Here is a 24798-nt window from a genome sequence, read left to right on the forward strand (position 1 = left end):
CTTATTCAGCCAGTTGTTGTATGGGTTAAAGGCTATATTGGAATTTTAATTATTTTCATGATTATAAATGAGGTAAAAACTATGAAAAAGAGAACGCAGACTATTGACGGAAATACAGCCGCAACCCATGTGGCCTATGCTATGAGTGAAGTCGCAGCCATATATCCGATTACGCCTTCAAGCCCCCTGGGTGAAATCGCAGACAGCTGGGCGTCAAAAGGCAGAAAAAACATATTCGGCCAGGTATTAAACATTAAACAGATGCAGTCTGAAGCAGGCGCAGCAGGAGCGGTTCACGGTTCTCTTGCAGCAGGGGCTCTTACATCAAGCTTTACGGCATCCCAGGGACTTTTACTCAAGATACCCAATATGTATAAAATTGCTGGTGAACTTCTTCCCTGTGTTTTTCATGTGACTGCCCGCTCTATTTCCGGCCATGCGCTATCCATTTTTGGCGATCATCAGGATATCATGTCTGCCCGTCAGACAGGGTTTGCCATACTGTCGTCCAATTCAGTCCAGGAAGCCCAGGATATCGCTTTAGTTGCTCATCTTGCAACCATGGAAGCCCGGGTACCTTTTATGCATTTTTATGAGGGGTTCAGGACTTCCCACGAAATCCAGAAAATAGAAATGATTGAATATGAAGATATGGCATCCCTGTTTAATTATGATGCCTATAAAGCATTTAAAAACCGCGCCATAAACCCTGAACATCCTGATACCAGGGGAACAGCCCAGAACCCGGATATTTTTTTTCAGGGCAGAGAAGCTGCCAACTCATACTATTTAAAACTTCCGGCCATTGTGAGCGATTATATGAAAAAGGTCAGTGATCTGACCGGACGGGAATACAACCTGTTTGATTATGTGGGAGACCCTGAAGCTGACCGGGTGATTGTTGCCATGGGCTCCGGTTGTGAAGCTATTGAAGAATCCATTAACCGGCTCAATACCCAGGGTGAGAGACTCGGACTTGTAAAAGTTCGTCTTTACAGACCTTTTGACACCCAGAGTTTTTTAAGAGCGATTCCTTCAACTGTTGAGACACTCACAGTACTTGATAGAACCAAGGAACCGGGCGCAATTGGTGATCCACTTTATATGGATGTGTGTACAGCATTCATGGAATATGGTGAAAGCCCGAAAATCGTTGGTGGCAGATATGGTCTGTCTTCCAAGGAATTTAACCCGAATATGATTAAGGCTGTTTTTGACAACATGAAGTCCATCCAACCGAAAAATCATTTTACCGTGGGTATTGTTGATGATGTAACCCACACATCCCTTGAAGTGAAAACCGGTTTCAACCCGGCGCCTGAAGGAACGATTGCTGCTAAATTCTGGGGTCTTGGGGCTGATGGAACTGTTGGTGCAAACCAGAGTGCCATCGCTATTATCGGTGACAATACGGATAAGTATGCCCAAGGGTATTTTGCCTATGATTCAAAAAAATCAGGGGGCTTGACCGTATCCCATTTAAGATTCGGTGATGTGCCTATTCAGTCAACATACCAGATTGACAACTCTGATTTTGTCGCCTGTCATAAATCCAATTATGTAGAGCTTTATGATGTCCTAAAGGGAATTAAAGATGAGGGCATCTTCCTTCTTAATTCACCCTGGTCTGTTAAAGACATGGAAAAGTATATTCCCGGTGATATCAGAAAAACCATTTATGATAAAAAACTTAAATTTTTTAATATTGATGCCGTTAAAATTGCCGGTGAAGTAGGCCTGGGTGGCAGGATCAACATGATCATGCAGACCTGTTTTTTCAAACTTGCCAATGTCCTTCCCGTTGAAAAGGCCATCGGTCTTTTAAAGGAAGACATTAAAGCCAAGTTCGGTAAAAAGGGTGAAAAAATTGTTTCAATGAATATTGAGGCGGTTGATAAAACCCTTGATAATCTAATTGAAATTAAAATTCCCGAATCCTGGAAAGAGGCTGTAAGACAAGAAAAGCTTGTTGAAAAGACGACCCCGTTTGTGGATAATGTCATGCGGAAAATTAATGCCCAGGGCGGAGACGATCTTCCGGTCAGCGCATTTACACCGGATGGTGTTTTTGAACAGGGAACAGCTCAGTATGAAAAAAGAGGGGTTGCTATTAATGTACCTGAATGGATTCCTGAAAACTGTATAGGGTGCAACCAGTGTGCCTTTGTCTGTCCCCATGCAGCGATTATCCCGATCGTTGCAACCCAGGAAGAACTCGCAGGGGCTTCGGAAAAATTTATTACTATTGATGGCAAGGGCAAGGGTATGGAAGAGTATCAATTCAGAATCCAGGTGAATCCATTGGATTGCCTGGGTTGTGGAAACTGCGCAGATATTTGTCCTGCCAAAACCGTTGCCCTTGAGATGAAACCCCTTGCCAGTCAGATTGAGGGACAGGAGGAAAATTATAAATTTTCTAAAACCATCCCGTTTAAAACCGATATCCTTAAAAGGGGAACCGTTAAGGGAAGTCAGCTTTATCAGCCCCTTCTTGAGTTCTCGGGTGCATGTGCAGGCTGTGGAGAAACACCCTATGTGAAAGTTTTGACCCAGCTTTTTGGTGAAAGAATGACCATTGCCAATGCCACCGGATGCTCCTCAATATGGGGAGGATCAGCGCCAGCAACCCCATACTGCACAAATGCTGATGGCGAAGGTCCGGCATATGCAAGTTCTTTGTTTGAAGATGCAGCGGAATTCGGGTATGGCATGATGCTGGCAACCAATACCAGGAAAAAAACCCTGGCAACAAAGGTTGAACAGGCCCTTAAAACAGACATATCCTCAGAGCTAAAAGATGCATTAAACGGCTGGCTTGCAGGAAAAGACGATGCAGAAGAATCTAAAAAATTCAGCCTTATGTTAAAAATTCTATTAAAAAATGAAACACAAGGTATCTTAAAAGAGATCTATGACGAAAAAGATATATTTGTGAAAAAATCCCACTGGGTCTTTGGTGGTGACGGCTATGCTTATGATATTGGATTCGGCGGCTTGGACCATGTCCTTGCCTCGGGAGATGATATCAATATCCTGGTGATGGATACGGAAGTTTATTCCAATACGGGCGGACAGTCTTCCAAGGCAACACCGACCGGAGCCATTGCAAAATATGCAGCCTCGGGTAAAAAAATAGTTAAAAAAGACATGGGTCGTATGCTCATGAGCTATGGATATATTTATGTAGCGTCTATCTCCATGGGTGCAAACAAGAACCAGACCATGAAAGCATTCCTTGAGGCTGAAAAATATCCGGGACCATCCTTGATCATCTGTTATGCCCCCTGTATTAACCAGGGTATCAGAAAAGGTATGGGTAAATCCCAGTTTGAAGGGAAACTGGCAGTTGAATCCGGTTACTGGCCATTGTACAGGTATAACCCTGAACTGATCAAAGAAGGCAAGAATCCGTTTGTTCTCGATTCAAAAGCGCCCGACGGAACCTTGCAGGAATTCCTTGGCGGTGAAACCAGGTTTGCGGCCCTTGAAAAGAGCTTTCCCGAAGAATCAAAACGGCTGAGAGCTAAAATAGAAGGAGAAGTGACGGATAAATACACCATGCTTAAAATGATGGCTGATGCCGGAAAAGAAGAAAAATAATTCTTTAAGTCGATAAAAATCATGCAAAAAGGGTCGGGATATAAATTCCCGGCCCTTTACTAAAGATGTTTGTATATGGTGCTAAACAATTATATGGCTGGAAATAAGACATGAGACTACGCTGGAGCTTGAAAATGACCTGTCAAAGAGAAATTATAACCAGGGTTCTTCTTAAAAAATTTTTTATATATATACTGTTCTTTGTCGGCATTCTTTTTAACTTCGGGTTAAATACTGTTTTTGCATCAAAGTCAGACAAAAATATCCCAAAACCCCTTTCAAGCATTCAACCTGATAGTCAAGTTGTAAAAGGAGTCGTGAAACAAGGAGATACGGCATCTTCTTTACTCAATAAATATCTTCCCCTAAAAACCATATACGAGATAAGCAGGCGAAGTTCAGATGTTTTCTCCTTAACACATATCAGAAAAGGTCAGCCGTATAAAATTGTTTTGCAGGAGAATAATCTGGTTGGGTTTGAATATGAAATCAACAAGGAAGCCAGGCTGGTTGTTCAAAAGGAAAATGGCATATTTTCCATAAACCAGGCGCCAATCGAATATGATGTAGCTCTTGAGGTGGTCTCTTCTACAATTACATCCAGCCTGTTTGAAGCCGTAAGAAAATCAGGGGAAAAAAGCAAACTTGCATGGAAATTGTCTGATATTTTTGCCTGGGACATTGATTTTATCAGGGATATCCAACCCGGTGATCAGTTCAGGGTTCTTGTGGAAAAACGGTATCGCGATGGTAAGCTTTCAGGCTATGGTAATATTCAAGCTGCCTTTTTTACGAATAACGGCACACTTTTTAAAGCCTTTTTGCATAAAAATTCAAAAGGGGCATCAGGATATTATGATGAGAAGGGAAACTCCCTTCAAAAAGCATTTTTAAAAGCACCACTTGCGTTTTCACGAATTACATCCAAATTTACTAAAAAAAGGCTTCACCCTATTTTTAAAGTGTATCGGCCACATCCAGGCGTTGACTATGCTGCCCCAAAAGGCACACCCATAAAAACTGTTGGAGATGGTGTTATCGCAGAAATCGGTTACAACAAGGGTATGGGAAATTATATTAACATTCGTCATTATAATGGATATACTACCGGATATAACCACATGTGCAAATTTGCCAAAGGCATGAAAAAAAACAAAAGCGTGTTGCAGGGAGAGGTGATCGGATATGTGGGAATGACAGGGTATGCCACAGGGCCCCACCTGGATTTCCGGATGAAAAAAAACGGAAAATTGCTTGATCCGCTCAAACATAAAGTACCGGCGGCAAACCCGGTCAAACCCGGTGAGATGGAATTGTTTTTAGCAAGGACAATAGACTTGTCTGCTATAATATTAACCGCCCAAAAGCCTGTCTCATCAGATAAAAAATCAACTTAAAGGATTATAGAGCATATGGCAAACCCGATCCGGTTAAAAGCTATCAATGGTCTTAAATTAGATGATACCTTTACATATCAAAGAACCTTTACAAAAGAAGACACCCTTTTATTTGGCGATATGACAAGGGATTACAACCCAGTTCATTATGATGGGCGCTGGACAGATGAAAAAAGGTTTAAAGGGGTTATTTGTCACGGTCTCCTGATCGGGTCAATGATCTGTGAGTTTGGCGGCCAGGTGGGATGGCTTGCCACAGGCATGAATTTTAAATTCATCCGTCCTGTTTATTTTGGCGATACCATCCAATGTACTGTGACCATCACCAAAATAGAGGAGGGCGGCCGGGCAGAAGCAACGGCACTCTTTACCAACCGGGATAAAAAACAGGTTGGTTGTGTCCAGATGACAGGCCGTCTGCCAATGAAAAAAGAAAAAGAAATCTTGAAAGCCATGACACAGGAAGGGGACCCAACCAATCAACTGGCTGCTGAACATTATCCCCTAATGTAAGTAATCCTGGCGAAAATAGCCTTGATCTCAATGTTTCATCGTGCTAAACTTTTTTGTCTTTTGTTAAGTATTTTCAAAAAATGAATCTGAAATATTTTAAAAGGAAGTGAAGCAAAGATGTCACCTAAAATAGAAAACAAAGTGAAAGAAGAAGTTGCTGCGCTCAACCTGGGTAATAAAATTCGAAATCTTCGGAAAAAAAGGGCGTTAACACTTCAGGATGTCTCAGATCTGACCGGACTTTCCAAGCCGTTACTCTCTCAGATTGAAAATAATATAGCCGCACCTCCCATTGCCACGCTGATTAAGATTTCAACCGCTCTTGGTGTAAAAATTAGTCATTTTTTTCAGGATCATGAAATGGGAGATCGGATTGTGGTCGTAAGAAAACATGAACGGTACAGCGTTAAAAAATTGTTTCATCACAAAAATGAATCCAAAGTTGGGTATCGATGGGAGTCTTTGGCATATCCTATGGTGGGAAAACAAATGGAGCCGTTTGTTGTAGAGATAGAGCCCAGGGAAGAAGAAGAGCTGCTCTATAATGATCACAAAGGAGAAGAATTCCATTTTGTCATGGATGGCGTTGTTGAGTTCAGAAGTTCTGAACAGATCCATCTGCTTGAAAAAGGTGACTGTATTTACTTTGATTCCAGTATCCCCCATGCCTTGCGCGGCATTGATGGTGTCGCTAAATCTTTGATCGTTATTTTTTCACCTCAATAAAACCAGGGATCTTTTTTTTATCTTTCGTGGTCTTTTTTATAAACTGCATAATAGGTGACTGGAATCACCAGAAGTGTAAACAGCGTTGATGCAAACAAGCCGAAGATCAATGCCCATGCCAGCCCTGAAAAAACAGGGTCAAACGTGATGGGAAAGGCACCGATGGCTGTGGTTAAAGCGGTTAAGATAATGGGCCGCATTCTGACAACCCCGCTGATTAAAATGGCATCCTTGAACGGAAGGCCCTTCTTTATGGCATCTTGAATAAACTCGATCAATACAAGAGAATTTCGAATTACAATACCGCCAAGGGCAATCATGCCGATCATGCTCGTAGCGGTAAAAAAGACAGGATCACTAAAGCCGCCCACACTTTTGGTAAAAAGGTTTAAAACAAAAAATCCCGGCATAATCCCGAGAATGGTGAGGGGAATGGCCATCATGATCAGCATGGGCAGAAAATAGGATTCCGTATTGATGACAAGGATAAAATAAATACCAAAAAGAGCTGCAGCAAAGGCAAGCCCCATATCCCTGAAAACCCTCAGAGTAATCTTCCATTCACCTTCTCCCGCCCAATTAACACGAATCCCGTTTTGGGCCGGGTTGTCTTTAAGTGTTTTTATTATATCCAGAACCGCTTCTCCGGGCGCCCTTCCGGTCATTTCCCCAATCACATAGACGACCGGCTCAAGATTTTTATGGTAAATGGGCTTTGCGTTTTTTGTTTCAATCACACGGACAAGTTCCGCCAGGGGGATCATCTTGCCATTGGAAGATCTGATGGGAATGTGGGAGATGGATATCATGTCGGATCGTTTGTCCCGGGGAAGAATCACCTTGATCCACAAAGGGTTTCTTTCCGGGTCCAGATGAAGGCTTGCAGGGGTGATGCCTCCCACGGCACTTTTCAGGGCGTCAAGGATGGTTTTAGTGTCAATTCCGTGCAGGGCGGCTTTTTCTCTGTCAACAATTATGTCCATTCTTTGGCTGTTTTTTTCCGTCATAATTTTTATATCGGAAACATCGGGTTCCTGTTCCATGATGGATTTAACATATTGGGCCCCCTGCAGCAGCTCTTCATAGGGTTTATCATAACTGCCATAGATTTCAGCCACAAGAGTGGATAGAACCGGTGGTCCCGGTGGTACTTCCACCAGCTGGACCCGTGCATTGTTATCTTTTGCGATTTTTTCAAGATCTTTTCTGATGCGCAACAAAATGGTATGGCTTTGCTGCTCTCTGTCGGACTTATGAGCCAGGTTGATCCTGATATCTGCAAGATGGCTGCCTTTACGGATGAAATAATGCCGGACCATGCCGTTAAAATCCATGGGCGAAGATATTCCGGTAAAGGACACAAAGCTGGTGACTTCATTGACAGTTTTCAAATATTTTTCAAATTCCCGGACAACCCGATCCGTATACTCAAGGGATGTTCCTTCGGGCATGTCAATTACGATCTGGAATTCGTTTTTATTGTCAAAGGGCAGCAGTTTCAATGGCACAAGCCTGAACACCGCCAGAGAACAAGAACCGATTAAAAGAATGATGATCACAATGAACAATAAGATCCGCATGTATCGTTTGTTCAGAAAAGGGGTCAGGACAGCTTTGTAAAGGTTAGCCAGATAGCGCTTTGTTTTTTTTTTCTTTTCGGTTTTTTCTTTAACGTCTTTTAACAGCTTATAGGATATCCAGGGGACAATGGTAAGGGAACAAACCGTTGAAAAGGTCACTGTCAGGGGCACATTGATTGCCATGGGCGCCATATAGGGGCCCATCATGCCGGTAATAAAAGCCAGGGGAGCAAAACAGATAATAATGGCAATCGTTGACATGATCACCGGTGGCAATACTTCCTGTACAGCGTAAAGGGTGGCCTCAAAGGGTTTGAAAAATTTTTTCTTAATATGCCGCTGGATATTATCCACATTGGTGATGGGATCATCCACCACCAGCCCCAAAGAAAGAATCAGGGCAAACAGGGTGACCCGGTTGATGGTATACCCGAAAAGATAATTCATGAAAAGCGCCAGCGAAAATGATATGGGAACTGCAAGGGCAACAACTGCTGCTTCCCGCCATCCCAGGGTAAGTGCCAGAAGGATAACAACGGAAACAATGGCAAACCCAAGGGACTTTAACAGCTCATTTACCTTGGTCTGGGCGGTTTTCCCATAGTTCCGGGTCACTTCAATATAAATGCCGTCGGGAATGATGGTGTTTTTAAGTTTTTCAACTTCTTCAAGGAGGCATTGGGCTACTGTGACAGCATTGGTTCCCTTTTTCTTTGAAAACGCCAGGGTCACGGAGGGAAATGATAAAGGCCTGTCAGACTGAATATCATGGGTTTTTTTATAAAAATTGGAAAAGCCGATCCGGGTATAGGAATCTGCCTCTTTGGGGCCGTCAATGATATTTGCTACATCTTCAAGATAGACCGGCTTTGACTCTCTTGCCGATATCACAAGGGTTTTCACCTGGTCAACCGAGGCTAAAAAAGAACTGCTGGTAATGGTGATCTGGATATTGTTTTTGTTAAAGTAACCTGCCTGGGTGGAGACATCCGCCCCTTGAAGTGCCTGTTCAATATCCTGTATTGAAACACCGAATCCCTTCATTCTTAAAGGATCAATCTCAACCCTTATTTCCCTTTTTCTTCCCCCGTAAATGGAAGACCTGGAAATATTGTCAAGTCTTGACAGTCTTGCGATCAGTTCTTCTCCCACCCTTTGAAGTTCATGATCACTGTATTGATCTGAATAAAGGGCGAGATTTAAAATAGGGACATCGTCTATTTCAATGGGTTTGATCAACCAGTTGGTCACGATGGGTGGCACCCTGTCAAGGTTCATCTGTATTTTGTTGTTAAGTTTGACCAGAGAGTTTTCCCTGTCTTCTCCCACAAAAAAACGGACAGTAATAACGGCTTTTTCTCTCGTGGACATGGAATATACATACTCAACCCCGTCAATTTCCCACAACATTTTTTCAAGGGGTGTTGCCACAAGTTTTTCTATCTCTGCCGGGCTTGCACCCGGTGCTTCAACATAGATATCCGCCATGGGAACAACGATCTGGGGCTCTTCTTCTTTTGGGGTGATATAGATACTGAATGCGCCCAGGGCCAGTGAAATAATGATCAACATAATAGATAGCTGAGAGGTTAGAAAAAGTCTTACAATACGGGTAAGAATGGAATCTTTTTTTTCAGCCATGCTTAGTTGTATCCTATGGTTTCGTTTCCGGTAAGCCCTGCAAGCACTTCGATTTTTTCACCGAATTTCTTGCCTGTTTTGATATAGACCGATTGCCAGGCACCCTCTTTTTTTACATAAACCAGTTCAAGCTGGCCCACCCGGACCACAGCCTTTTGTAAAACGAGGAGGGTCTTTTCTTTTTCAACGGGAATAAGAAGCCTTCCAAACATTCCCGGATAAATACCCGGTGTCTCGGGCAGGGATGCTTTTATCAGAAAGGTCCGGGTGGCCGGATCGGCATAGGGGACAATTTCATCTATTTTTGACACCACGGTTTTCCCGATGGTTTCAATTCTGATCTGATAATCATTTCCCAGAACGATACGGCTGATCAATCCCTCTCTTACATTGGCCTCAAGCCTTAAGGCGCCGCTGGTCTGGATCATTAAAAGTGGTTTCCCCGGGATGGCAAGATCTCCCGGGTCAATCATTCTTTCCACTACGACACCGGCTGCAGGTGATGTGATCGCGGAATAGCCAAGAGCAATTCGGGCTTCTTTAACAATTTCTTCGGCCTGCCGGATGGATGCTTTTGATGACAGTTCAACTTCCTGGGATTTTTCAAGTCGTGCTTTTGCCTGAAGGTGCCCGGCTTTGTCAATTTCAAGATTTTGAGACGTTACAATATCTGATTCAAACAGTTTTTTTGTTCTGTTGTATGCTGCTTTTGCCTGGTCAAGGCCGGCCTTTGCTTCATCCATGGATTTATAATTCTGTTTCAGGCTGTTTTTTGCAACGGCAAGCCCTTCCTTCGCCTGTTTGAGCCGGGTTGTGAGATGTCTTGCGTCCAGCTGGATGAGAAGCTGTCCTTTTTTTACGGCCGTACCCGGAACACAGGATACTTTTATAATCTGTGCACTGACCTGGGATTCAATTATAGATTCTGTTAAAGGCCGGATAGTTCCGACAGCTTCATACATCTGAATGACGTCCTGTTTTTCAACGGTAGTAATATTTTCAGGATCAGATATTTTACCGGCCGCGCCGTTTCCTGAAAATCCCGGTTTTATTTTATCATTCTCACAGGAAAAAAAAATGAACAAAAATGACAATAGAAATACGAAAAAAAGTGTTTTTTTCATGGCATAACCCTCAAATTATCTATAATCTTTATAGCTGATATTATATTTTGTAGTCTTATAAGAGAATTTTCTTACCGTAACCCCGATGAGTTTGGCTGCTTTATTAATATTTCCTTTGGTGTTTTTCAAAGAATCCATCAAAATTTCTTTTTCAAGATGAGCCACGCCATCTTCAAGGGAAAGGGGGAGGGTTTTGGATTTGATGCCTGTTTGAAGAGTGGCTGGAAGATGATAGCTGTGGATGGCCCCTTCATTACAGAGGATGACTGCCCGTTCAATACAGTTTTCAAGCTCTCTTACATTGCCGGGCCAGTGATATTCCATCATCATGTCAATGGCAGGGGTTGTGATCCGTTTGATGTCTTTACCATGTTCTTTTCTGTATTTTTCAAGAAAGTGATCGGCCAGCAGAATGACATCTGTTTTTCTCATTCTAAGGCTTGGAATGTAAATGGGGAAGACATTCAGCCTGAAATAAAGATCATCCCTGAATTTTCCCTGCTGAACCATTTCTTCAAGATTGGAATTTGTGGCGGCAACAATTCTGACATCACTTTTGATGGGCTTATATCCCCCTACTCTTTCAAATTCCTTTTCCTGCAGGACCCTTAACAGTTTTACCTGGGCGGAAGGCGCCATGTTGCCGATTTCATCTAAAAAGATGGTTCCTGTGTCTGCCATTTCAAATTTTCCTTTTTTCTGGTGGGAAGCTCCGGTAAACGCCCCTTTCTCGTGGCCGAACAATTCGCTTTCGATAAGGTTCTCCGGTATGGCGGCACAATTTATTTTGATAAAAGGCTTTTTATTTCTATCACTGTTATAATGGATGGAATTGGCGACAAGCTCTTTTCCCGTACCACTTTCTCCTCGGATCAGAACAGTGGCTGAAGAAGAAGACACCTGGGAAATCATTTGAAAGACTTCCCTCATTTTGTTGGAATTTCCAATGATATTGGTAAAGCTGTATCTGTTTTCAAGCGCTGATTTCAGCCGAATATTTTCTGTTTTTAACTGCTCTTTTTCAACCCGGATATTTTCTATATTGATGACATGATGGGCCACCATGGTGGCCACAACCGATAAGAGTTTCTCTCCTTTTTCCAGGGATTTTTTGCCTTCAAATGGTCTATCCGCGCTGATGGCACCGACCACCCGGTTGTCTTTTTTTATGGGGACGCAGATGTAAGAATAGTCCTGGCCTTCTACAATACCTCTTGAATGGGTTTTGTCCAGAAATAACGGTTCTTCGCTGATCCGTGGGACAACAGCCGACTCTCCGTCTTGAATAACTTTGCCAATGATGCCTTCACCGGGAAGATACTTAATTTGACGAGTGGTCTCTTCAGAAATGCCATGGGCAATTTCAATCCGGATTTCACCGGTTTCAGAGTTGATCAGAAAAATGATTCCCCTGACCAGATTCAAGGATTCAGATAGAACACTTAATACCTTGAACAATGATTTTTTCATGTCCATATGCTGGTTCAGCGCTTCACTGATTTCATACAGAAGCGAGATTTCTTCAAAAGATTTCATTCATACCGTTCCAAACAAATATTTATATTAAGATATTGCTTTTATACTATAGTTGTCTGGATATTATTGCATGAAATATGGGTATTTGACAATGGCACTTTTTCGCTGTATCTTTTGCGGGTTTTGTTTGAATATTTCAGGTGAAGGTTTTCATGGATAAAAATAAGTGTATCAGTATTATTCGATCAGCAGTTCAAAACGGATCTCACCCCGGGCCTCCGGATGATGGACTGTTTCAGCCAACCAGTGTGATAGCGTTGTTTGTTTTTAATAAGGAAATTGAACTGCTGTTTGTCCAGAAAGCAGATGTAAAAGGATATCCCTGGGCCAACCAGATGGCATTTCCAGGTGGGCATAAAGACAAGAAAGATCTTTCAACAAAGGATACGGCTTTAAGGGAATTGACTGAAGAAATGGGGATAAACCGGGAAAATGTAGAAGTTCTCGGTTCTCTTGGGCACTTTCAAACCATTAACAGTAAAGATATTGAAGCCTGGATCGGTATCTGGAATCAAAAAGATGTCATTAAACATGATACGTCTGAAATATCCAAGGTATTTCAGATTCCTTTAAAGTATTTGATTGATTTGCATAAAAAAAAAGAGTTTCATCGACAAACACCCAATGTCATGCATCTGACATACCCCTATGAAGATGTCGAGATCTGGGGGGTGACGGGTAAAATTTTGTACCATCTTATCGAGGTTTTATTAAAGAACGGCTAATCATTTTTTGAACGTTTTTTAAGTCTTAAAAATATTTTAACCACAACAAACAAGCTTAAAAATGCCAGAAAGCCTGGAAACCATACATGTTCATGGAAATTCTGATTGTCAGACCCAACAAAAATGCCGGCAATAGCAAAAACAAACACAAAGAACAGTATAGTGATAAGCGTCCAGCAGGCAAAATTTGAATCATACCAGGGTGTTATGGTCTTTCTGAAAAATGGGTTTTGATCTAATTGCATTTGTGTTTATAGTCAGTGTATGTTAAAATCACAATATATAGATTTTTTTTCTTGACAAACAACAATATGTTGATTAAATTTGTTTTTCCGCGTATCGTTTGACGTACAGAGTAAAAATTTTTATAGTCATTAAAAACGCTTACAAAAGATAGGTTAATTTCAATCAGATTTCAAGGGGTAGATACATGTTTGAGCAAATTAAAAAACGGGATGGAAGAATAGCAGAGTTTGATTCATCAAAAATTACCCATGCTATTCAAACAGCAGGTGAGGCAAGCGGTGAATTTAATGGAAGAGAAGCAAAAAAAATGACATTGAAGGTTATCACACTGGCAAGAGACCTGCATCTTGGGCCAATTCCTGAAGTAGAAGAAATTCAGGATATCGTGGAAAGAATCCTTTTGGACTCTCCGTTTTATAAAACTGCCAAAGCCTACATTATTTACCGGGAGCAGCATAACCAGATCAGAAAAATTGCCATTAAAGAGAATGTGGGTCTCATGGAGTCTTATATTCGAAGGATGGACTGGAAAGTTAAAGAAAACAGCAACATGAGTTATTCTCTCCAGGGATTGAACAATTACATATCTTCAGACATTACAGCAGAATACTGGCTCAACAAGATTTATCCACCACAAGTCAGGGATGCGCACTACAAAGGAGATCTCCACATTCATGATTTAAGCCTTTTATCCGTATATTGTGTGGGATGGGACTTAGAGGATCTTTTGCGTGAAGGATTTAAAGGTGTGGCTGGAAAAGTGGAATCTTCTCCACCCAAACATTTCAGAAGTGCGCTGGGTCAGATCGTCAATTTTTTCTATACCCTGCAGGGCGAGGCTGCCGGTGCCCAGGCCATGTCCAATTTTGACACGCTTCTGGCCCCTTTTATCAGGGAAGACAACTTGTCCTATAAAGAGGTTAAGCAGGCACTTCAGGAATTTGTATTTAACATCAATATTCCGACAAGAGTCGGATTTCAGACGCCGTTTACAAATATCACCATGGACCTGAATGTGCCGTCCACTTTAAAGGATTCTCCCGTCATTATCGGCGGAGAATATGGAGAGAAGACCTATGCCGGGTATCAGGAAGAAATGGATACACTGAATGCAGCATTTGCCGAAGTCATGATGGAAGGTGATGCAAAAGGCAGGGTGTTTACCTTCCCGATCCCGACATATAATATTACCGAGGATTTTGACTGGACCAATCCAAATCTTGAGAATATCTGGAAAATGACCGGAAAATATGGTATCCCCTATTTTTCAAATTTTGTAAATTCAGACATGGATCCTGAAGATGCCCGTTCCATGTGCTGCAGGCTGAGGCTGGACAACAGGGAATTGAGAAAAAGAGGCGGCGGTCTGTTTGGTGCTAATCCATTGACCGGCTCTATCGGGGTTGTCACTATAAACATGCCGAGAATTGGTTTTCTGGCAAAAGATGAAAATGACTTTTTTGAGAAACTGGATACGCTCATTAAATATTCAGCAGACTCATTGAGCATTAAACGAAAGATTCTTGAAAAATTTACAGAGGGTGATCTTTATCCCTATTCAAGATTTTATTTAAGAAAAATCAAAGAGAGTACCGGTGTTTACTGGCGCAACCATTTTTCAACCATCGGCATCCTGGGCATGAATGAGGCCTGTATCAACTTTATGGCCGAAGATATTGCCACACAAAGCGGTCAGGAGTTTGCCATAAAGGTCATGGATTATATCAGAGCCAGGATTGAACAATTGCAGGAAGAAACCAACGAGATCTTCAACCTTGAAGCAACTCCGGCCGAAGGCACCACCTATAGATTTGCCAGTATGGATAAAGCCAAGTATGAAGAGATTATCTGTGCCAATGAAGAAGACTATAAACAGGGGAAAGCGCCTTTTTATACTAATTCCACCCATTTGCCGGTAAACTATACCGATGATATTTTTGAAGCCCTGGAACTTCAGGACAGACTACAGGTCAAATATACCGGAGGAACGGTCCAGCATCTTTTCCTGGGGGAAGAAGTTGTGGACATCGAGGTTGTAAAAAATGTAGTGGACAAGGTGTCCCGCTCGTTTAAACTGCCGTATTTTACATTGACCCCGACATTCAGTGTCTGTCCGTCCCATGGATATATTACAGGCGAGCATGAAAAATGCGACACCTGTGATGCCCCGACCGAAGTCTACTCAAGAGTGGTCGGATACTTAAGACCTGTCGGACAATGGAATGACGGAAAGCAGACAGAATTTTTCATGCGTAAAACATTTAATGTAGCCTGATAAAGAAAGCTGAAAGATGAATATTGGCGGATTTCAAAAAAATTCCCTGATTGACTTTCCTGGAACCATAGCCTGTATCGTTTTTACACAAGGGTGTAATTTCATCTGCCCGTACTGCCACAACCCTGATCTGGTCGCCAGCCCCCAAAAGGAGGCTGGCGATCTTTATGATGAAAACAAGATCTTTGAATTTCTTGAAAAAAGAAAAGGGTTTTTGGAAGGCCTTGTGATCACGGGGGGAGAACCCACACTGCAAAAAGACGTGATAGCATTTTGCCGGAAAGTCAAGGATATGGGATATAAGTTAAAGCTGGACAGCAACGGGACCCGTCCCCACATACTGGCAAGGCTTTTTGAAGACAGGCTGGTTGATTTTATTTCCATGGATATAAAAACCAGCCTTGAAAATTATCATCTTGTCGTGCCGGGAAAATTTGATCCCCAAAAAATTTTAGAGAGCATCCGTCTTTTAATGGAAAAAGCACCTGCCTATGAGTTCAGAACCACTTGCAGCAGACCGTTTGTCAGCAAAGAAATCATGAAGGATGTCGGGGAAATGATAACGGGTGCATCAAAATATGTTCTTCAAAAGTGCTCAAGGAATGTAAAAGTACTTGACCCGGAATTTTTAAAAGCGGATAATAACTTTTTTTCTGATAAAGAGATGCTTGAACTAAAAGAGACAATCGATAAATATGTTATAACATCGGTTGTCCGTTAAGAGTGAAAAGCGCTTGGAAAGGAAGCCTGCATGGAATATCCTCTTGTAAGGGCCTGTATCGATCTTGATGCTATCCAGAAGAACATTCAAAATCTAAAACAAATCACAGACAAAAAATCTAAATTCATGGCAGTGGTCAAGGCGGATGGGTATGGGCATGGTGCGGTAAAGGTCGCCCAGAAAGCCCTTCAAAGTGGCGCCGACTGGCTGGGAATAGCACGGCTCAACGAAGCTGTTGAGCTTCGGAAGGCCGGGATTGAGGCACTTTTGCTGGTTTTCGGATATATCCATCCGGCACAGGCCGGCATGATAAACGATATGAATCTGGTTACTACAGTGTATGGTCTCAAGATGGCTAAAGCCTTGTCCAGCAAAGCAAAATTGTTAAACAAACCGATTAAAGTGCATTTAAAGATTGATACCGGAATGGGCAGAGTCGGCATGGTTATTGAAAAAAACCTGTCCGATAAAACGGCAAGAAAACAGGTGTTAAAAAAGATAGAAGAAATTGTAAAATTGCCGGGTATTGATCTTAAGGGTCTCTATACTCATTTTGCCGCTGCCGACTGTAAGGATAGACGCTATACTGATTTGCAGATAGAGCTGTTTGCATCTTTACTGGAAGATTTAAAGAAAAAGGGAATTGAACTTTCGACCTGTCACGCTGCAAACAGTGCAGGAATTATTGAATTTCCCGGGTCTCATTTTGATATGGTGAGAGCCGGTATTTCCATTTACGGACTCTATCCTTCCGGCGAGGTGGATCAGTCAAAGGTAAAATTGACTCCGGCCATGACATTAAAATCCATTGTGACGGCGGTAAGAGAGGTTCCCAAAGGATTTTGCGTCTCCTATGGAATGACCCATAAAACTCGAAAGAAGACAAAACTTGCATCGGTGCCTGTCGGATATGCCGATGGGTTTTCAAGAGGCTTTTCATCCAATGGTACACTGCTTGTGAAAGGACACAGGGCACCCGTTGTCGGACGGATCTGCATGGACCAGACCATGATTGATGTGGGAGACATCCCTGATGTGACTCCAGGGGATGAAGTCGTGTTGATCGGTTCCCAGGGCGATGAAATTCTTGGTGCAGATGAATTGGCAAACAGGATAAACACCATCAATTATGAGATCGTATCTGCTTTAACACCCCGGGTAAAAAGGATTTATTCAGATTCCGGTTCCGGGTAAAGCATTTGAACTGCATGTGCCATTTTCGTATATGCTGGCTGTCTGGCTTATGCTCAAGATATTCATCTTTACAGTTTAAGGATAATCAACATCTCTTCCAAATGGAATACAAAGTTTTCTCATTTTGTGTCTTAATGTGGCAGGATTAATCCCCATCAGTTCAGCTGCGCCGCCAGTACCGCCGACTTTGCCTTTTGTCTGATTAAGGGTATTTTTAATATGTTGTGAAATTAGCTCATCAAGTAAAACAGGTGACCTGTCTAAAATCTTGAAATCTTCTGTATTACTCGTGGCTACAGGATTAATAAGGTCATCAAACCGAAGCGGTTTGCCAAGGCTTATGATCAGGGCTCTTTCCACGGCATTTTCAAGCTCACGAACGTTACCCGGCCAGTCATAAGCGTTAAGATGTTCAATCGCATTATTTGCAAGAACAGGAAAATTTTTCAAACCCATTTCCTTATATTTTTTAAGAATGAAATGCTGAACCAGGGCTGGAATATCCATTTTTCTCTCTCTTAACGGGGGAATATATATAGGAAAAACTTTAAGCCGGAAATACAGGTCTTCTCTAAACCGTTTTTCCTTAATCATTTTTTCCAGATTTTGATGTGTTGCTGCTATAACCCTGATGTCTGATTTGATTGTTCTGTCATTGCCTACAGGTTCAAATTTTTTTTCCTGCAATACCCTGAGAAACCTGATCTGAGCTTCCAAGGGTAATTCTCCGATTTCATCAAGAAAAATCGTTCCTTTGTCTGCTCTTTCAAAGCGTCCGCGTTTTCTTTCAATTGCTCCTGTAAAAGCGCCTTTTTCATGACCAAAAAGCTCGCTGTCGATCAGCGTTTCAGGAATGGCTCCGCAGTTGACCTTGATCATCGGGCCGTCTTTGCGTGTTGAAAGTTTATGAATTGCATTGGCAAGAACTTCCTTGCCGACACCTGTTTCTCCCAGTAAAAGTACCGGGCTTGAAAGAGGGGCTACCTGATACACCTGCTGCATCACGGTGTTCAAGCCGAAATCATGACCTATGATTTCATCATTTTTTTGTTTATAAAGCTCATCCTGAAGATATCTATTGTCATCTGCCAACAAATTTTTAAGCTCCAGCAATTCATAATATCTTTTGCTGTTGGAAAGAGCGATTGTAAAAGGCGTCCTGAGAAGTTTGAGAAGATGAAGATCTTTATCATTATATTGGTCCCAGCCAAATGTACCAAAACTGACTCCTCCCACCCATTTGTTGTCAACAATCAGCTTGGTTACGATAAGCGAACATTTTTCATGCATACCGACTGCGCTTAGCATATAACTTCCCATAGGATCTTCATCTGCCCGGTTAAATAGTAATTGTTCAGGCATTTGAACGCTTTTCATTATGCTACATACATCAGGAGGAGGGAAGGACTTGATATTGACCCTTTGTCCTCTGTCATGGTCAGCCATGGCAAATATTATTCCACAGTTTTCTTCGGGTTTGAAATAATGAAGATATGCCCTGTCCACCTTTATAAATTTTGAAATATATTTAAAACAATTCCATAATGCTTCTTCAATCTCAAATGTTCCACAAATTCGAAGTGCTGCCTCACGGAAAAATTCATTTTCATCTATTTTCATGGTTACTCCTGAACCAATATAAAGAAAAGTGTCATATTTGACATCAGTTGGCTAAAATTATCGCATACGACACTTCAAATGTCAAATATGACATATTTATAATTACGTATTTTTATAACCCATTGATATTACCATATTAAAATAGTTGGCACAGTCTATGCTTTATATAATGCCAAAAGAGGGGAGGTATATATGAAATATATTGAACTTATAAGGTTAAGAACGACGGGTGATTATTCTGACAAGATTGTACAGATACTTTGCGAGTCATTAAAAAAATTTGGATTGATTCATCATACAATCTGGACGGAATTATATTAAAGGAGAAGGTAATGCACAAGATCAAATTAATTATTGAGGATCGGTTTGAAATTCTGGGAAGATATATTTTTCAAAAAAAATGGTATTTTTTAATAGTTTGTGTTTTATTAACACTGCTTTTTGCATCTCAACTGCCTAAAATCAATCTTGACGCATCCACAGTCGGCTTTTTTCATCAGGATGATCCGACCAGGATCACATATGAAGCTTTCCAGGAGCAGTTCGGCCTGGATGAAGTGGTGGTTATATCGGTGAGCCCGCCGGATCTTTATAATTTGAGTTTCTTAAAGAAGCTGAAAGCCTTTCATGAAGAGCTTGAAGAAAAAGTGCCCCATCTTGATGAAGTAAAAAGCCTTATAAATATTACATCTACATGGGGAGAGGAAAACGAGCTGATAGTTGAAAAGCTTATGGAAGATTTCCCTGAAAATGAGCTGACGCTAAAGGAAAAAACAAAAAGGATAAGAGAAACGCCATTATACAACAACCTGATTATTTCAGACGATGAGAAACATGCTGCAATACTGGTAAGATCCGTTGCTTTTTCCGAGGCGGGTGACAACTCAGGAGATGAACTCGAAGGATTTGATGCAAAAACAGAGGACAGCAATATACATGTTGCAATAACTGACCGGGAAAATTCAGAATTTGTACAAGCCATATATAAAATCGCTGAAAAATATAACTCAAAAGATTTCTCCATTGAGATTGCAGGATCACCGGTAATTATCGGTACGGTTAAACATCATATTCAAACCGATACACCCCGCTTTACCGCAGGGTGTTTTATTGCTATTTCAATCCTCCTTATGCTGATTTTCAGAAGGATAAGCGGGGTTGTTTACCCGTTGATTGTCGTAACCTTTTCCATGGCCTCAACTTTGGGAATAATGGCATTTTTTTCAGCTCCCATTACGCCTATCACACAAATTTTACCAGGATTTATCCTGGTTGTGGGTGTGTGCGCTTCAGTACATATTCTGGCATTATTTTATTCAAACTTTGATAAAAATCAAAATAAAGAAGATGCTATTGCTTTTACTTTCCGGCATTCGGGTCTGGCAATTATGATGACCAGCCTGACTACAGCAGGAAGCCTGATCTCATTTATACCAGCCAAGATCCTTCCCATAGCCGAGCTTGGAATTTATGCTCCCATCGGAGTTTTGCTTGCTTTATTTTTTACTCTTTTTTTGCTGCCTGCGCTTCTGGCTGTTACTCCGATTAAAACAAAAAATATAGCAAACAAGCCTTCAAAAGACTCTCTAATAGATAGAATATTACTGGCAATGGGGCGGTTTTCAATACAATACCCTAAAAAAGTCATGTTTGTAACATTGATATTAACCTTTCTGGCTATTGTGGGGATGACAAAGCTCAATTTTTCACATAATCATCTGGCATGGTTCCCTGATGACGAGCCTGTAAAAATTGCGACTGTAAAAATTGACAAAGCACTGAACGGAACAGTTACTGCGGAATTTATAATTGATACAAAAAAAGAAAACGGTCTGCATGAGCCTGAGATCATGAAAAAACTTGCAATGATAAACCAGGTTGCTGAGAAATACAAAAAAGACGACCTTTTTGTGGGAAAATCGTTTTCTCTTGCCGATACTTTGAAAAATACCCACAAGGCATTAAATGAAAACAGACTGGAATTTTATGCCATTCCCGAAGATAAAAAACTAATTGCCCAAGAACTTCTTCTCTTTGAAAACGGTGGAACCGACGATTTGGAAAGACTCGTGGATTCACAATTCAGCAAGGCAAGGATTACAATGAAATTTCCCTGGAAAGATGCAAATCGATACGTGGCTGTTTTAAATGAACTGGAAGCAGAGGTTAAGCATATTATCGGTGATCAGGCAGAGGTGACCAAAACAGGACTTATGACCCTGCTGACAAAGACTATTGACAATGTGATGGAAAGCATGACCCAAAGTTATATGATTGCCGGGATTATTATTACACTGCTGATGATACTTCTTATAGGCAGCCTGAAAAACGGGCTGATCGTTATGTTCCCGAACTTTCTTCCAATCTTGTTTGGGATAGGACTTATGGGCTATCTGGGATTCAGGCTGGATATGAGCACTATTCTCTGCGGAAGCCTTGCCATTGGTCTGGTTGTTGATGACACCATCCATTTTATGCATACTTATCAGCGCTATTATCATCAAAGCGGCAATGTTTCATATTCAGTTGAACAAACCCTGCTGACTACCGGTCGTGCATTGCTGGTCACAACACTGGTACTGACAACAGGTTTTTTAGTTTACCTTATGGCATTTATGAAGAACCTTCAGACTATGGGAATAATCTGTGCATTTATTATCGTTATGGCGTTTCTGGCGGATATCATGCTGGTTCCTGCAATTATGAAAATAATTACCCATGAAAAAATTATCATTGACAAAACCCTTACCGGAGACTATATTGACCGATAGGTTTAACTAAACAGTTAGTTTAACGATATGGTTAACAGCTTATCGGGGGAAAACTTATGGTTTCCAAATCAATAGAGTCAAAAAAGGAAAAAACAATCCGCAGCATTCTTGATGCAGCAGCAAAAATCTTTTCCGAATCCGGTTTTGAAGGTGCACGCATGGATGAAATCGCAAAACAGGCTAAGATCAACAAAGCCATGATCTACTACCATATAGGTGACAAAAAAGCTCTGTATGCCAAAGTACTTCAGGATATGATAGGTGATGCAGTCGAACGTTTTATTAGCGATTTACAGGGCAGTGATTCGCCTGAAGAAAAACTTAAAATCTATATAAACGGAGTTACTCATACAATGGATCAACATCCACATTGGTCCCCCATTATGATGCGTGAGCAGGCTTCAGGAGGTCGGAACCTTCCTGATGTGATCGCACGCGCTTTTGCCATAATAATTGGTATGGTTGCGGATATTCTTGAACAAGGCGCAAAGCAGGGTGTTTTTATCAAAACCACTCCCTTTATTATACACTCAATGGTTACAGGTGGTGTCATGTTCTATAAAGGGAGCTATCCTGTCAGGTCCCGATATACTGTTTTTCCAGAAAATGTAAAAAAATTGGACAACAGAGTTTCAGGCGAAGTCTCAAAAGAAATCGAAAAACTGATTTTAAAGGCTGTAAAGAAGTAAAAAATCGGGGATATAATGACAACTATCAGAAATAAAATGGAAAAATGGTTCGAGTCTTTAGCACGGCTCATATATCATAACCGGCTTAAAACCCTTTTTATTATGTTTGTAATAATAGCGGCCATCGTGTCGCAACTTCCAAATCTGACAATCGATATATCTACTGAAGGATTCATGCATAAATCAGACCCGGCACGAGTCGATTACGATACTTTTCGTGACCAGTTCGGCAGGGATGAACTAATCATTATTGCAATCCGTTCACCGGAAGTTTTCAAAGGGAACTTCCTTAAGAAACTTAAAGAGCTGCACGAGGATATATCCGAAAATGTTCCATATATTGAAGATATAACCAGCCTTATTAACGCCAGGAATACAAGGGGAGAAAAAGATGAACTGATCGTTGAGGACCTCATGGATAACTGGCCCGAAACACCTGAAGATATAGCAGTGATAAAGCAGAGAACCCTTGAAAACCAGCTATATAAAAACCTTTTAATATCCGAAGACAGTAAGGTGACGACCATTGTCATTCGGACCCAGACCTATTCTTCAGTGGGAACAGACTCAGATGTCCTGGATGGATTTGAAGATGAAGCAAAAAATCTAAGTGCAACTAACGATAAACTATACTTAACGGATAAGGAAAACAGCGAAGTCGTTGCAGCTGTAAATAAAATTGCTGACAAATATAGAAGTTCCGACTTTGAAATTTATATTGCAGGTTCATCGGCAGTAACCCACTTTTTGAAACAGTCGATGATAAAAGATGTCCGCAGGTTTTTACTCCTTGCCTTTATCACAGTGGGTGCATTTTTGTTTATCATGTTTCGACGAATCACAGGTGTAATTTTGCCTCTTTTGATTGTTATTCTCTCTCTTGTTTCCACCATCAGCCTCATGGCGGCATTTAAAGCGCCGATAAAGCTGCCTACCCAGATACTTCCATCCTTTATGCTTGCGGTGAGTGTTGGATACAGTGTCCACATTCTATCCATGTTCTATCACAATTTTCGGAAAAGCCGCAGCAGGGAAGAAGCCATTGTTTTTTCCATGGGTCATTCAGGGCTTGCCGTAGTTATGACGGCCGCAACCACTGCAGGAGGGTTATTCTCTTTTTCAACTTCAGAGGTAGCACCTATTGCAGATGTTGGTATTTTTGCAGGCACAGGAGTCCTCCTTGCAATGGTTTATACAATTATTCTTTTACCGGCTCTGCTTGCCTTAATACCTGTTAAAATTGTAAAAAACAAAAAAGACCTGTCGGAAGATACGACAATTGACAGGTTTCTTGCGAAAATAGGCCGGATTTCAACCGGTCATCCATATAAAATTCTTGTTATATCCACAGTCATCATTGCTTTTTCAATAGCCGGTATAATGAAAATCCGTTTTTCTCACGATGTATTGAAATGGCTTCCTAAGACCAACTCCGTACGTATTGCAACAGAAAAAATTGACAAAGAGCTTCGCGGTTCCGTCAGTCTGGAGATTGTTTTAGATACCGGAAAGGAAAACGGTTTATATGACCCAGATATATTAAATAGAATGGAAAAGACTGCCGCATATCTTGAAACACTCGAGGCAGGAAAAGTGTTTGCCGGAAAAGCCTGGTCCCTTACAACAATTTTGAAAGAAACAAACCGTGCCTTAAATGAAAACCAACAGGAATTCTACGCTATTCCTCAAAACAAAAAATTGATTGCCCAGGAATTACTTCTTTTTGAAAACAGCGGATCAGACGATATGGAAGACTTTACAGACAGTCATCTTTCAAAAGCGCGCCTGATGGTTAAGGTGCCTTTTGTAGACGCTACTGCCTATACTAAATTTCTTGAAACAGTGAGCGATCATCTTCAGAAAACATATCCGGATGTAAAAATCACTGTAACCGGTATGGCAGCGCTGATGTTCAGAACCGTAGTCAACGCAATTGCCAGCATGGCTAAAAGTTACATATATGCTTTGATCGTTATCACTATCTTGATGGTTATCCTTATCGGACGTTTTAGAATCGGCCTTCTAAGCATGGTGCCTAATCTTACGCCGATTATTGTTACCCTCGGCATTATGGGCTGGTTGCAAATTCCCATGAACCTTTTCACCATGCTGGTGGGCAATATTGCCATCGGTCTTGCAGTGGATGATACGATCCATTTTATGCATAATTTCAGAAGGTATTTTGAAGAAAGCAAAAATGCAAAGCTTGCCGTCATGGAAACCTTGCATACAACCGGCAGGGCAATGCTGGTGACATCCTGTGTCTTGTCCATCGGATTTTTCATTTTCATGTTTGCTAGTATGAACAATCTGATACATTTTGGTTTTCTGACCGGCCTGGCTATTATTCTGGCACTGCTTGCAGATTATTTTATTGCCCCTGCTCTTATGGTGGTTGTGAACCGGCCGATAAAAACAGTCAATTAACAAATAAGGAGTT

General features: G+C 41.4%; 16 protein-coding genes. 11 read left to right on the forward strand and 5 right to left on the reverse strand.

Going from position 1 to position 24798, the window contains the following annotated elements; all coding sequences use genetic code 11:
* Positions 1-81: 81 nt before the first annotated feature.
* From nifJ to HGJ91_RS09215, 4 genes are all read left to right on the forward strand, one after another.
* Positions 82-3600, forward strand: coding sequence for a pyruvate:ferredoxin (flavodoxin) oxidoreductase (gene nifJ, locus HGJ91_RS09200; protein ID WP_291347429.1), 3519 nt, complete (start codon positions 82-84; stop codon positions 3598-3600).
* Between the two features lie 134 nt (positions 3601-3734).
* Positions 3735-4997: a peptidoglycan DD-metalloendopeptidase family protein gene (locus HGJ91_RS09205; protein ID WP_291347430.1), complete on the forward strand. Its 1263-nt coding sequence runs from the start codon at positions 3735-3737 to the stop codon at positions 4995-4997.
* 15 nt (positions 4998-5012) lie between these two features.
* Positions 5013-5510, forward strand: a complete 498-nt coding sequence (locus HGJ91_RS09210; protein ID WP_291347431.1) for a MaoC family dehydratase — start codon at positions 5013-5015, stop codon at positions 5508-5510.
* 117 nt (positions 5511-5627) lie between these two features.
* Complete coding sequence (locus HGJ91_RS09215; RefSeq protein WP_291347432.1) at positions 5628-6236, forward strand: XRE family transcriptional regulator; 609 nt, start codon at positions 5628-5630, stop codon at positions 6234-6236.
* A 17-nt stretch (positions 6237-6253) separates the two neighbouring features.
* Here the strand turns inward: HGJ91_RS09215 and HGJ91_RS09220 are convergent, their stop codons facing one another.
* From HGJ91_RS09220 to HGJ91_RS09230, 3 genes are read right to left on the reverse strand one after another with little or no spacing between them, the layout of a single operon-like run.
* Entirely contained in the window at positions 6254-9457 is a 3204-nt protein-coding gene (locus HGJ91_RS09220; RefSeq protein WP_291347434.1) for an efflux RND transporter permease subunit, read from the reverse strand.
* A gap of 2 nt (positions 9458-9459) precedes the next feature.
* Positions 9460-10581 (reverse strand): efflux RND transporter periplasmic adaptor subunit, encoded by a 1122-nt coding sequence (locus HGJ91_RS09225; RefSeq protein ID WP_291347435.1) that lies wholly within the window; start codon positions 10579-10581, stop codon positions 9460-9462.
* Between the two features lie 15 nt (positions 10582-10596).
* On the reverse strand, positions 10597-12117 hold the full coding sequence (locus HGJ91_RS09230; RefSeq protein WP_291347436.1) for a sigma 54-interacting transcriptional regulator: 1521 nt from the start codon (positions 12115-12117) through the stop codon (positions 10597-10599).
* A gap of 152 nt (positions 12118-12269) precedes the next feature.
* On the opposite strand from HGJ91_RS09230, the gene HGJ91_RS09235 reads away from it, so the two are divergent.
* A complete protein-coding gene (locus tag HGJ91_RS09235) occupies positions 12270-12842 on the forward strand; it encodes a CoA pyrophosphatase (RefSeq protein ID WP_291347437.1) in 573 nt (190 codons plus the stop codon).
* On the opposite strand, the gene HGJ91_RS09240 is transcribed toward HGJ91_RS09235, so the two are convergent.
* Positions 12839-13087 carry a hypothetical protein gene (locus HGJ91_RS09240; protein WP_291347438.1) on the reverse strand — a complete coding sequence of 83 codons (249 nt, stop codon included), beginning with the start codon at positions 13085-13087 and terminating at the stop codon, positions 12839-12841. The two genes, HGJ91_RS09235 and HGJ91_RS09240, sit on opposite strands and share 4 nt — an antisense overlap.
* A gap of 185 nt (positions 13088-13272) precedes the next feature.
* On the opposite strand from HGJ91_RS09240, the gene HGJ91_RS09245 reads away from it, so the two are divergent.
* Genes HGJ91_RS09245 through alr form a run of 3 tightly spaced genes read left to right on the forward strand, consistent with a single transcriptional unit; the run spans position 13273 to position 17278 of the window.
* A complete protein-coding gene (locus tag HGJ91_RS09245; protein WP_291347439.1) occupies positions 13273-15363 on the forward strand; it encodes a ribonucleoside triphosphate reductase in 2091 nt (696 codons plus the stop codon).
* Between the two features lie 16 nt (positions 15364-15379).
* Positions 15380-16084, forward strand: a complete 705-nt coding sequence (locus HGJ91_RS09250) for an anaerobic ribonucleoside-triphosphate reductase activating protein (RefSeq protein WP_291347440.1) — start codon at positions 15380-15382, stop codon at positions 16082-16084.
* Between the two features lie 30 nt (positions 16085-16114).
* Entirely contained in the window at positions 16115-17278 is a 1164-nt protein-coding gene (gene alr / locus HGJ91_RS09255) for an alanine racemase (protein ID WP_291347441.1), read from the forward strand.
* A 75-nt stretch (positions 17279-17353) separates the two neighbouring features.
* Here the strand turns inward: alr and HGJ91_RS09260 are convergent, their stop codons facing one another.
* A complete protein-coding gene (locus HGJ91_RS09260) occupies positions 17354-18898 on the reverse strand; it encodes a sigma-54-dependent Fis family transcriptional regulator (RefSeq protein ID WP_291347442.1) in 1545 nt (514 codons plus the stop codon).
* A 332-nt stretch (positions 18899-19230) separates the two neighbouring features.
* Between HGJ91_RS09260 and HGJ91_RS09265 the strand changes: the two genes are divergently transcribed.
* The 3 genes from HGJ91_RS09265 to HGJ91_RS09275 are packed head-to-tail and all read left to right on the forward strand — an operon-like array spanning position 19231 to position 24785.
* Positions 19231-21669: an efflux RND transporter permease subunit gene (locus HGJ91_RS09265; protein WP_291347443.1), complete on the forward strand. Its 2439-nt coding sequence runs from the start codon at positions 19231-19233 to the stop codon at positions 21667-21669.
* A gap of 56 nt (positions 21670-21725) precedes the next feature.
* Positions 21726-22358, forward strand: a complete 633-nt coding sequence (locus HGJ91_RS09270) for a TetR/AcrR family transcriptional regulator (protein ID WP_291347444.1) — start codon at positions 21726-21728, stop codon at positions 22356-22358.
* A 15-nt stretch (positions 22359-22373) separates the two neighbouring features.
* A complete protein-coding gene (locus tag HGJ91_RS09275) occupies positions 22374-24785 on the forward strand; it encodes an efflux RND transporter permease subunit (RefSeq protein WP_291347445.1) in 2412 nt (803 codons plus the stop codon).
* Positions 24786-24798: the final 13 nt, after the last annotated feature.

Source organism: Desulfobacula sp., from assembly GCF_014237455.1.
GTDB lineage: Bacteria > Desulfobacterota > Desulfobacteria > Desulfobacterales > Desulfobacteraceae > Desulfobacula.

What these genes read in the sequence shown, in the direction of transcription:
- nifJ (WP_291347429.1), top strand. Translation starts at nt 82, where the DNA reads ATGAAAAAGAGAACGCAGACTATTGACGGAAATACAGCCGCAACCCAT.
- HGJ91_RS09205 (WP_291347430.1), top strand. Translation starts at nt 3,735, where the DNA reads ATGACCTGTCAAAGAGAAATTATAACCAGGGTTCTTCTTAAAAAATTT.
- HGJ91_RS09210 (WP_291347431.1), top strand. Translation starts at nt 5,013, where the DNA reads ATGGCAAACCCGATCCGGTTAAAAGCTATCAATGGTCTTAAATTAGAT.
- HGJ91_RS09215 (WP_291347432.1), top strand. Translation starts at nt 5,628, where the DNA reads ATGTCACCTAAAATAGAAAACAAAGTGAAAGAAGAAGTTGCTGCGCTC.
- HGJ91_RS09220 (WP_291347434.1), bottom strand. Translation starts at nt 9,457, where the DNA reads ATGGCTGAAAAAAAAGATTCCATTCTTACCCGTATTGTAAGACTTTTT.
- HGJ91_RS09225 (WP_291347435.1), bottom strand. Translation starts at nt 10,581, where the DNA reads ATGAAAAAAACACTTTTTTTCGTATTTCTATTGTCATTTTTGTTCATT.
- HGJ91_RS09230 (WP_291347436.1), bottom strand. Translation starts at nt 12,117, where the DNA reads ATGAAATCTTTTGAAGAAATCTCGCTTCTGTATGAAATCAGTGAAGCG.
- HGJ91_RS09235 (WP_291347437.1), top strand. Translation starts at nt 12,270, where the DNA reads ATGGATAAAAATAAGTGTATCAGTATTATTCGATCAGCAGTTCAAAAC.
- HGJ91_RS09240 (WP_291347438.1), bottom strand. Translation starts at nt 13,087, where the DNA reads ATGCAATTAGATCAAAACCCATTTTTCAGAAAGACCATAACACCCTGG.
- HGJ91_RS09245 (WP_291347439.1), top strand. Translation starts at nt 13,273, where the DNA reads ATGTTTGAGCAAATTAAAAAACGGGATGGAAGAATAGCAGAGTTTGAT.
- HGJ91_RS09250 (WP_291347440.1), top strand. Translation starts at nt 15,380, where the DNA reads ATGAATATTGGCGGATTTCAAAAAAATTCCCTGATTGACTTTCCTGGA.
- alr (WP_291347441.1), top strand. Translation starts at nt 16,115, where the DNA reads ATGGAATATCCTCTTGTAAGGGCCTGTATCGATCTTGATGCTATCCAG.
- HGJ91_RS09260 (WP_291347442.1), bottom strand. Translation starts at nt 18,898, where the DNA reads ATGAAAATAGATGAAAATGAATTTTTCCGTGAGGCAGCACTTCGAATT.
- HGJ91_RS09265 (WP_291347443.1), top strand. Translation starts at nt 19,231, where the DNA reads ATGCACAAGATCAAATTAATTATTGAGGATCGGTTTGAAATTCTGGGA.
- HGJ91_RS09270 (WP_291347444.1), top strand. Translation starts at nt 21,726, where the DNA reads ATGGTTTCCAAATCAATAGAGTCAAAAAAGGAAAAAACAATCCGCAGC.
- HGJ91_RS09275 (WP_291347445.1), top strand. Translation starts at nt 22,374, where the DNA reads ATGACAACTATCAGAAATAAAATGGAAAAATGGTTCGAGTCTTTAGCA.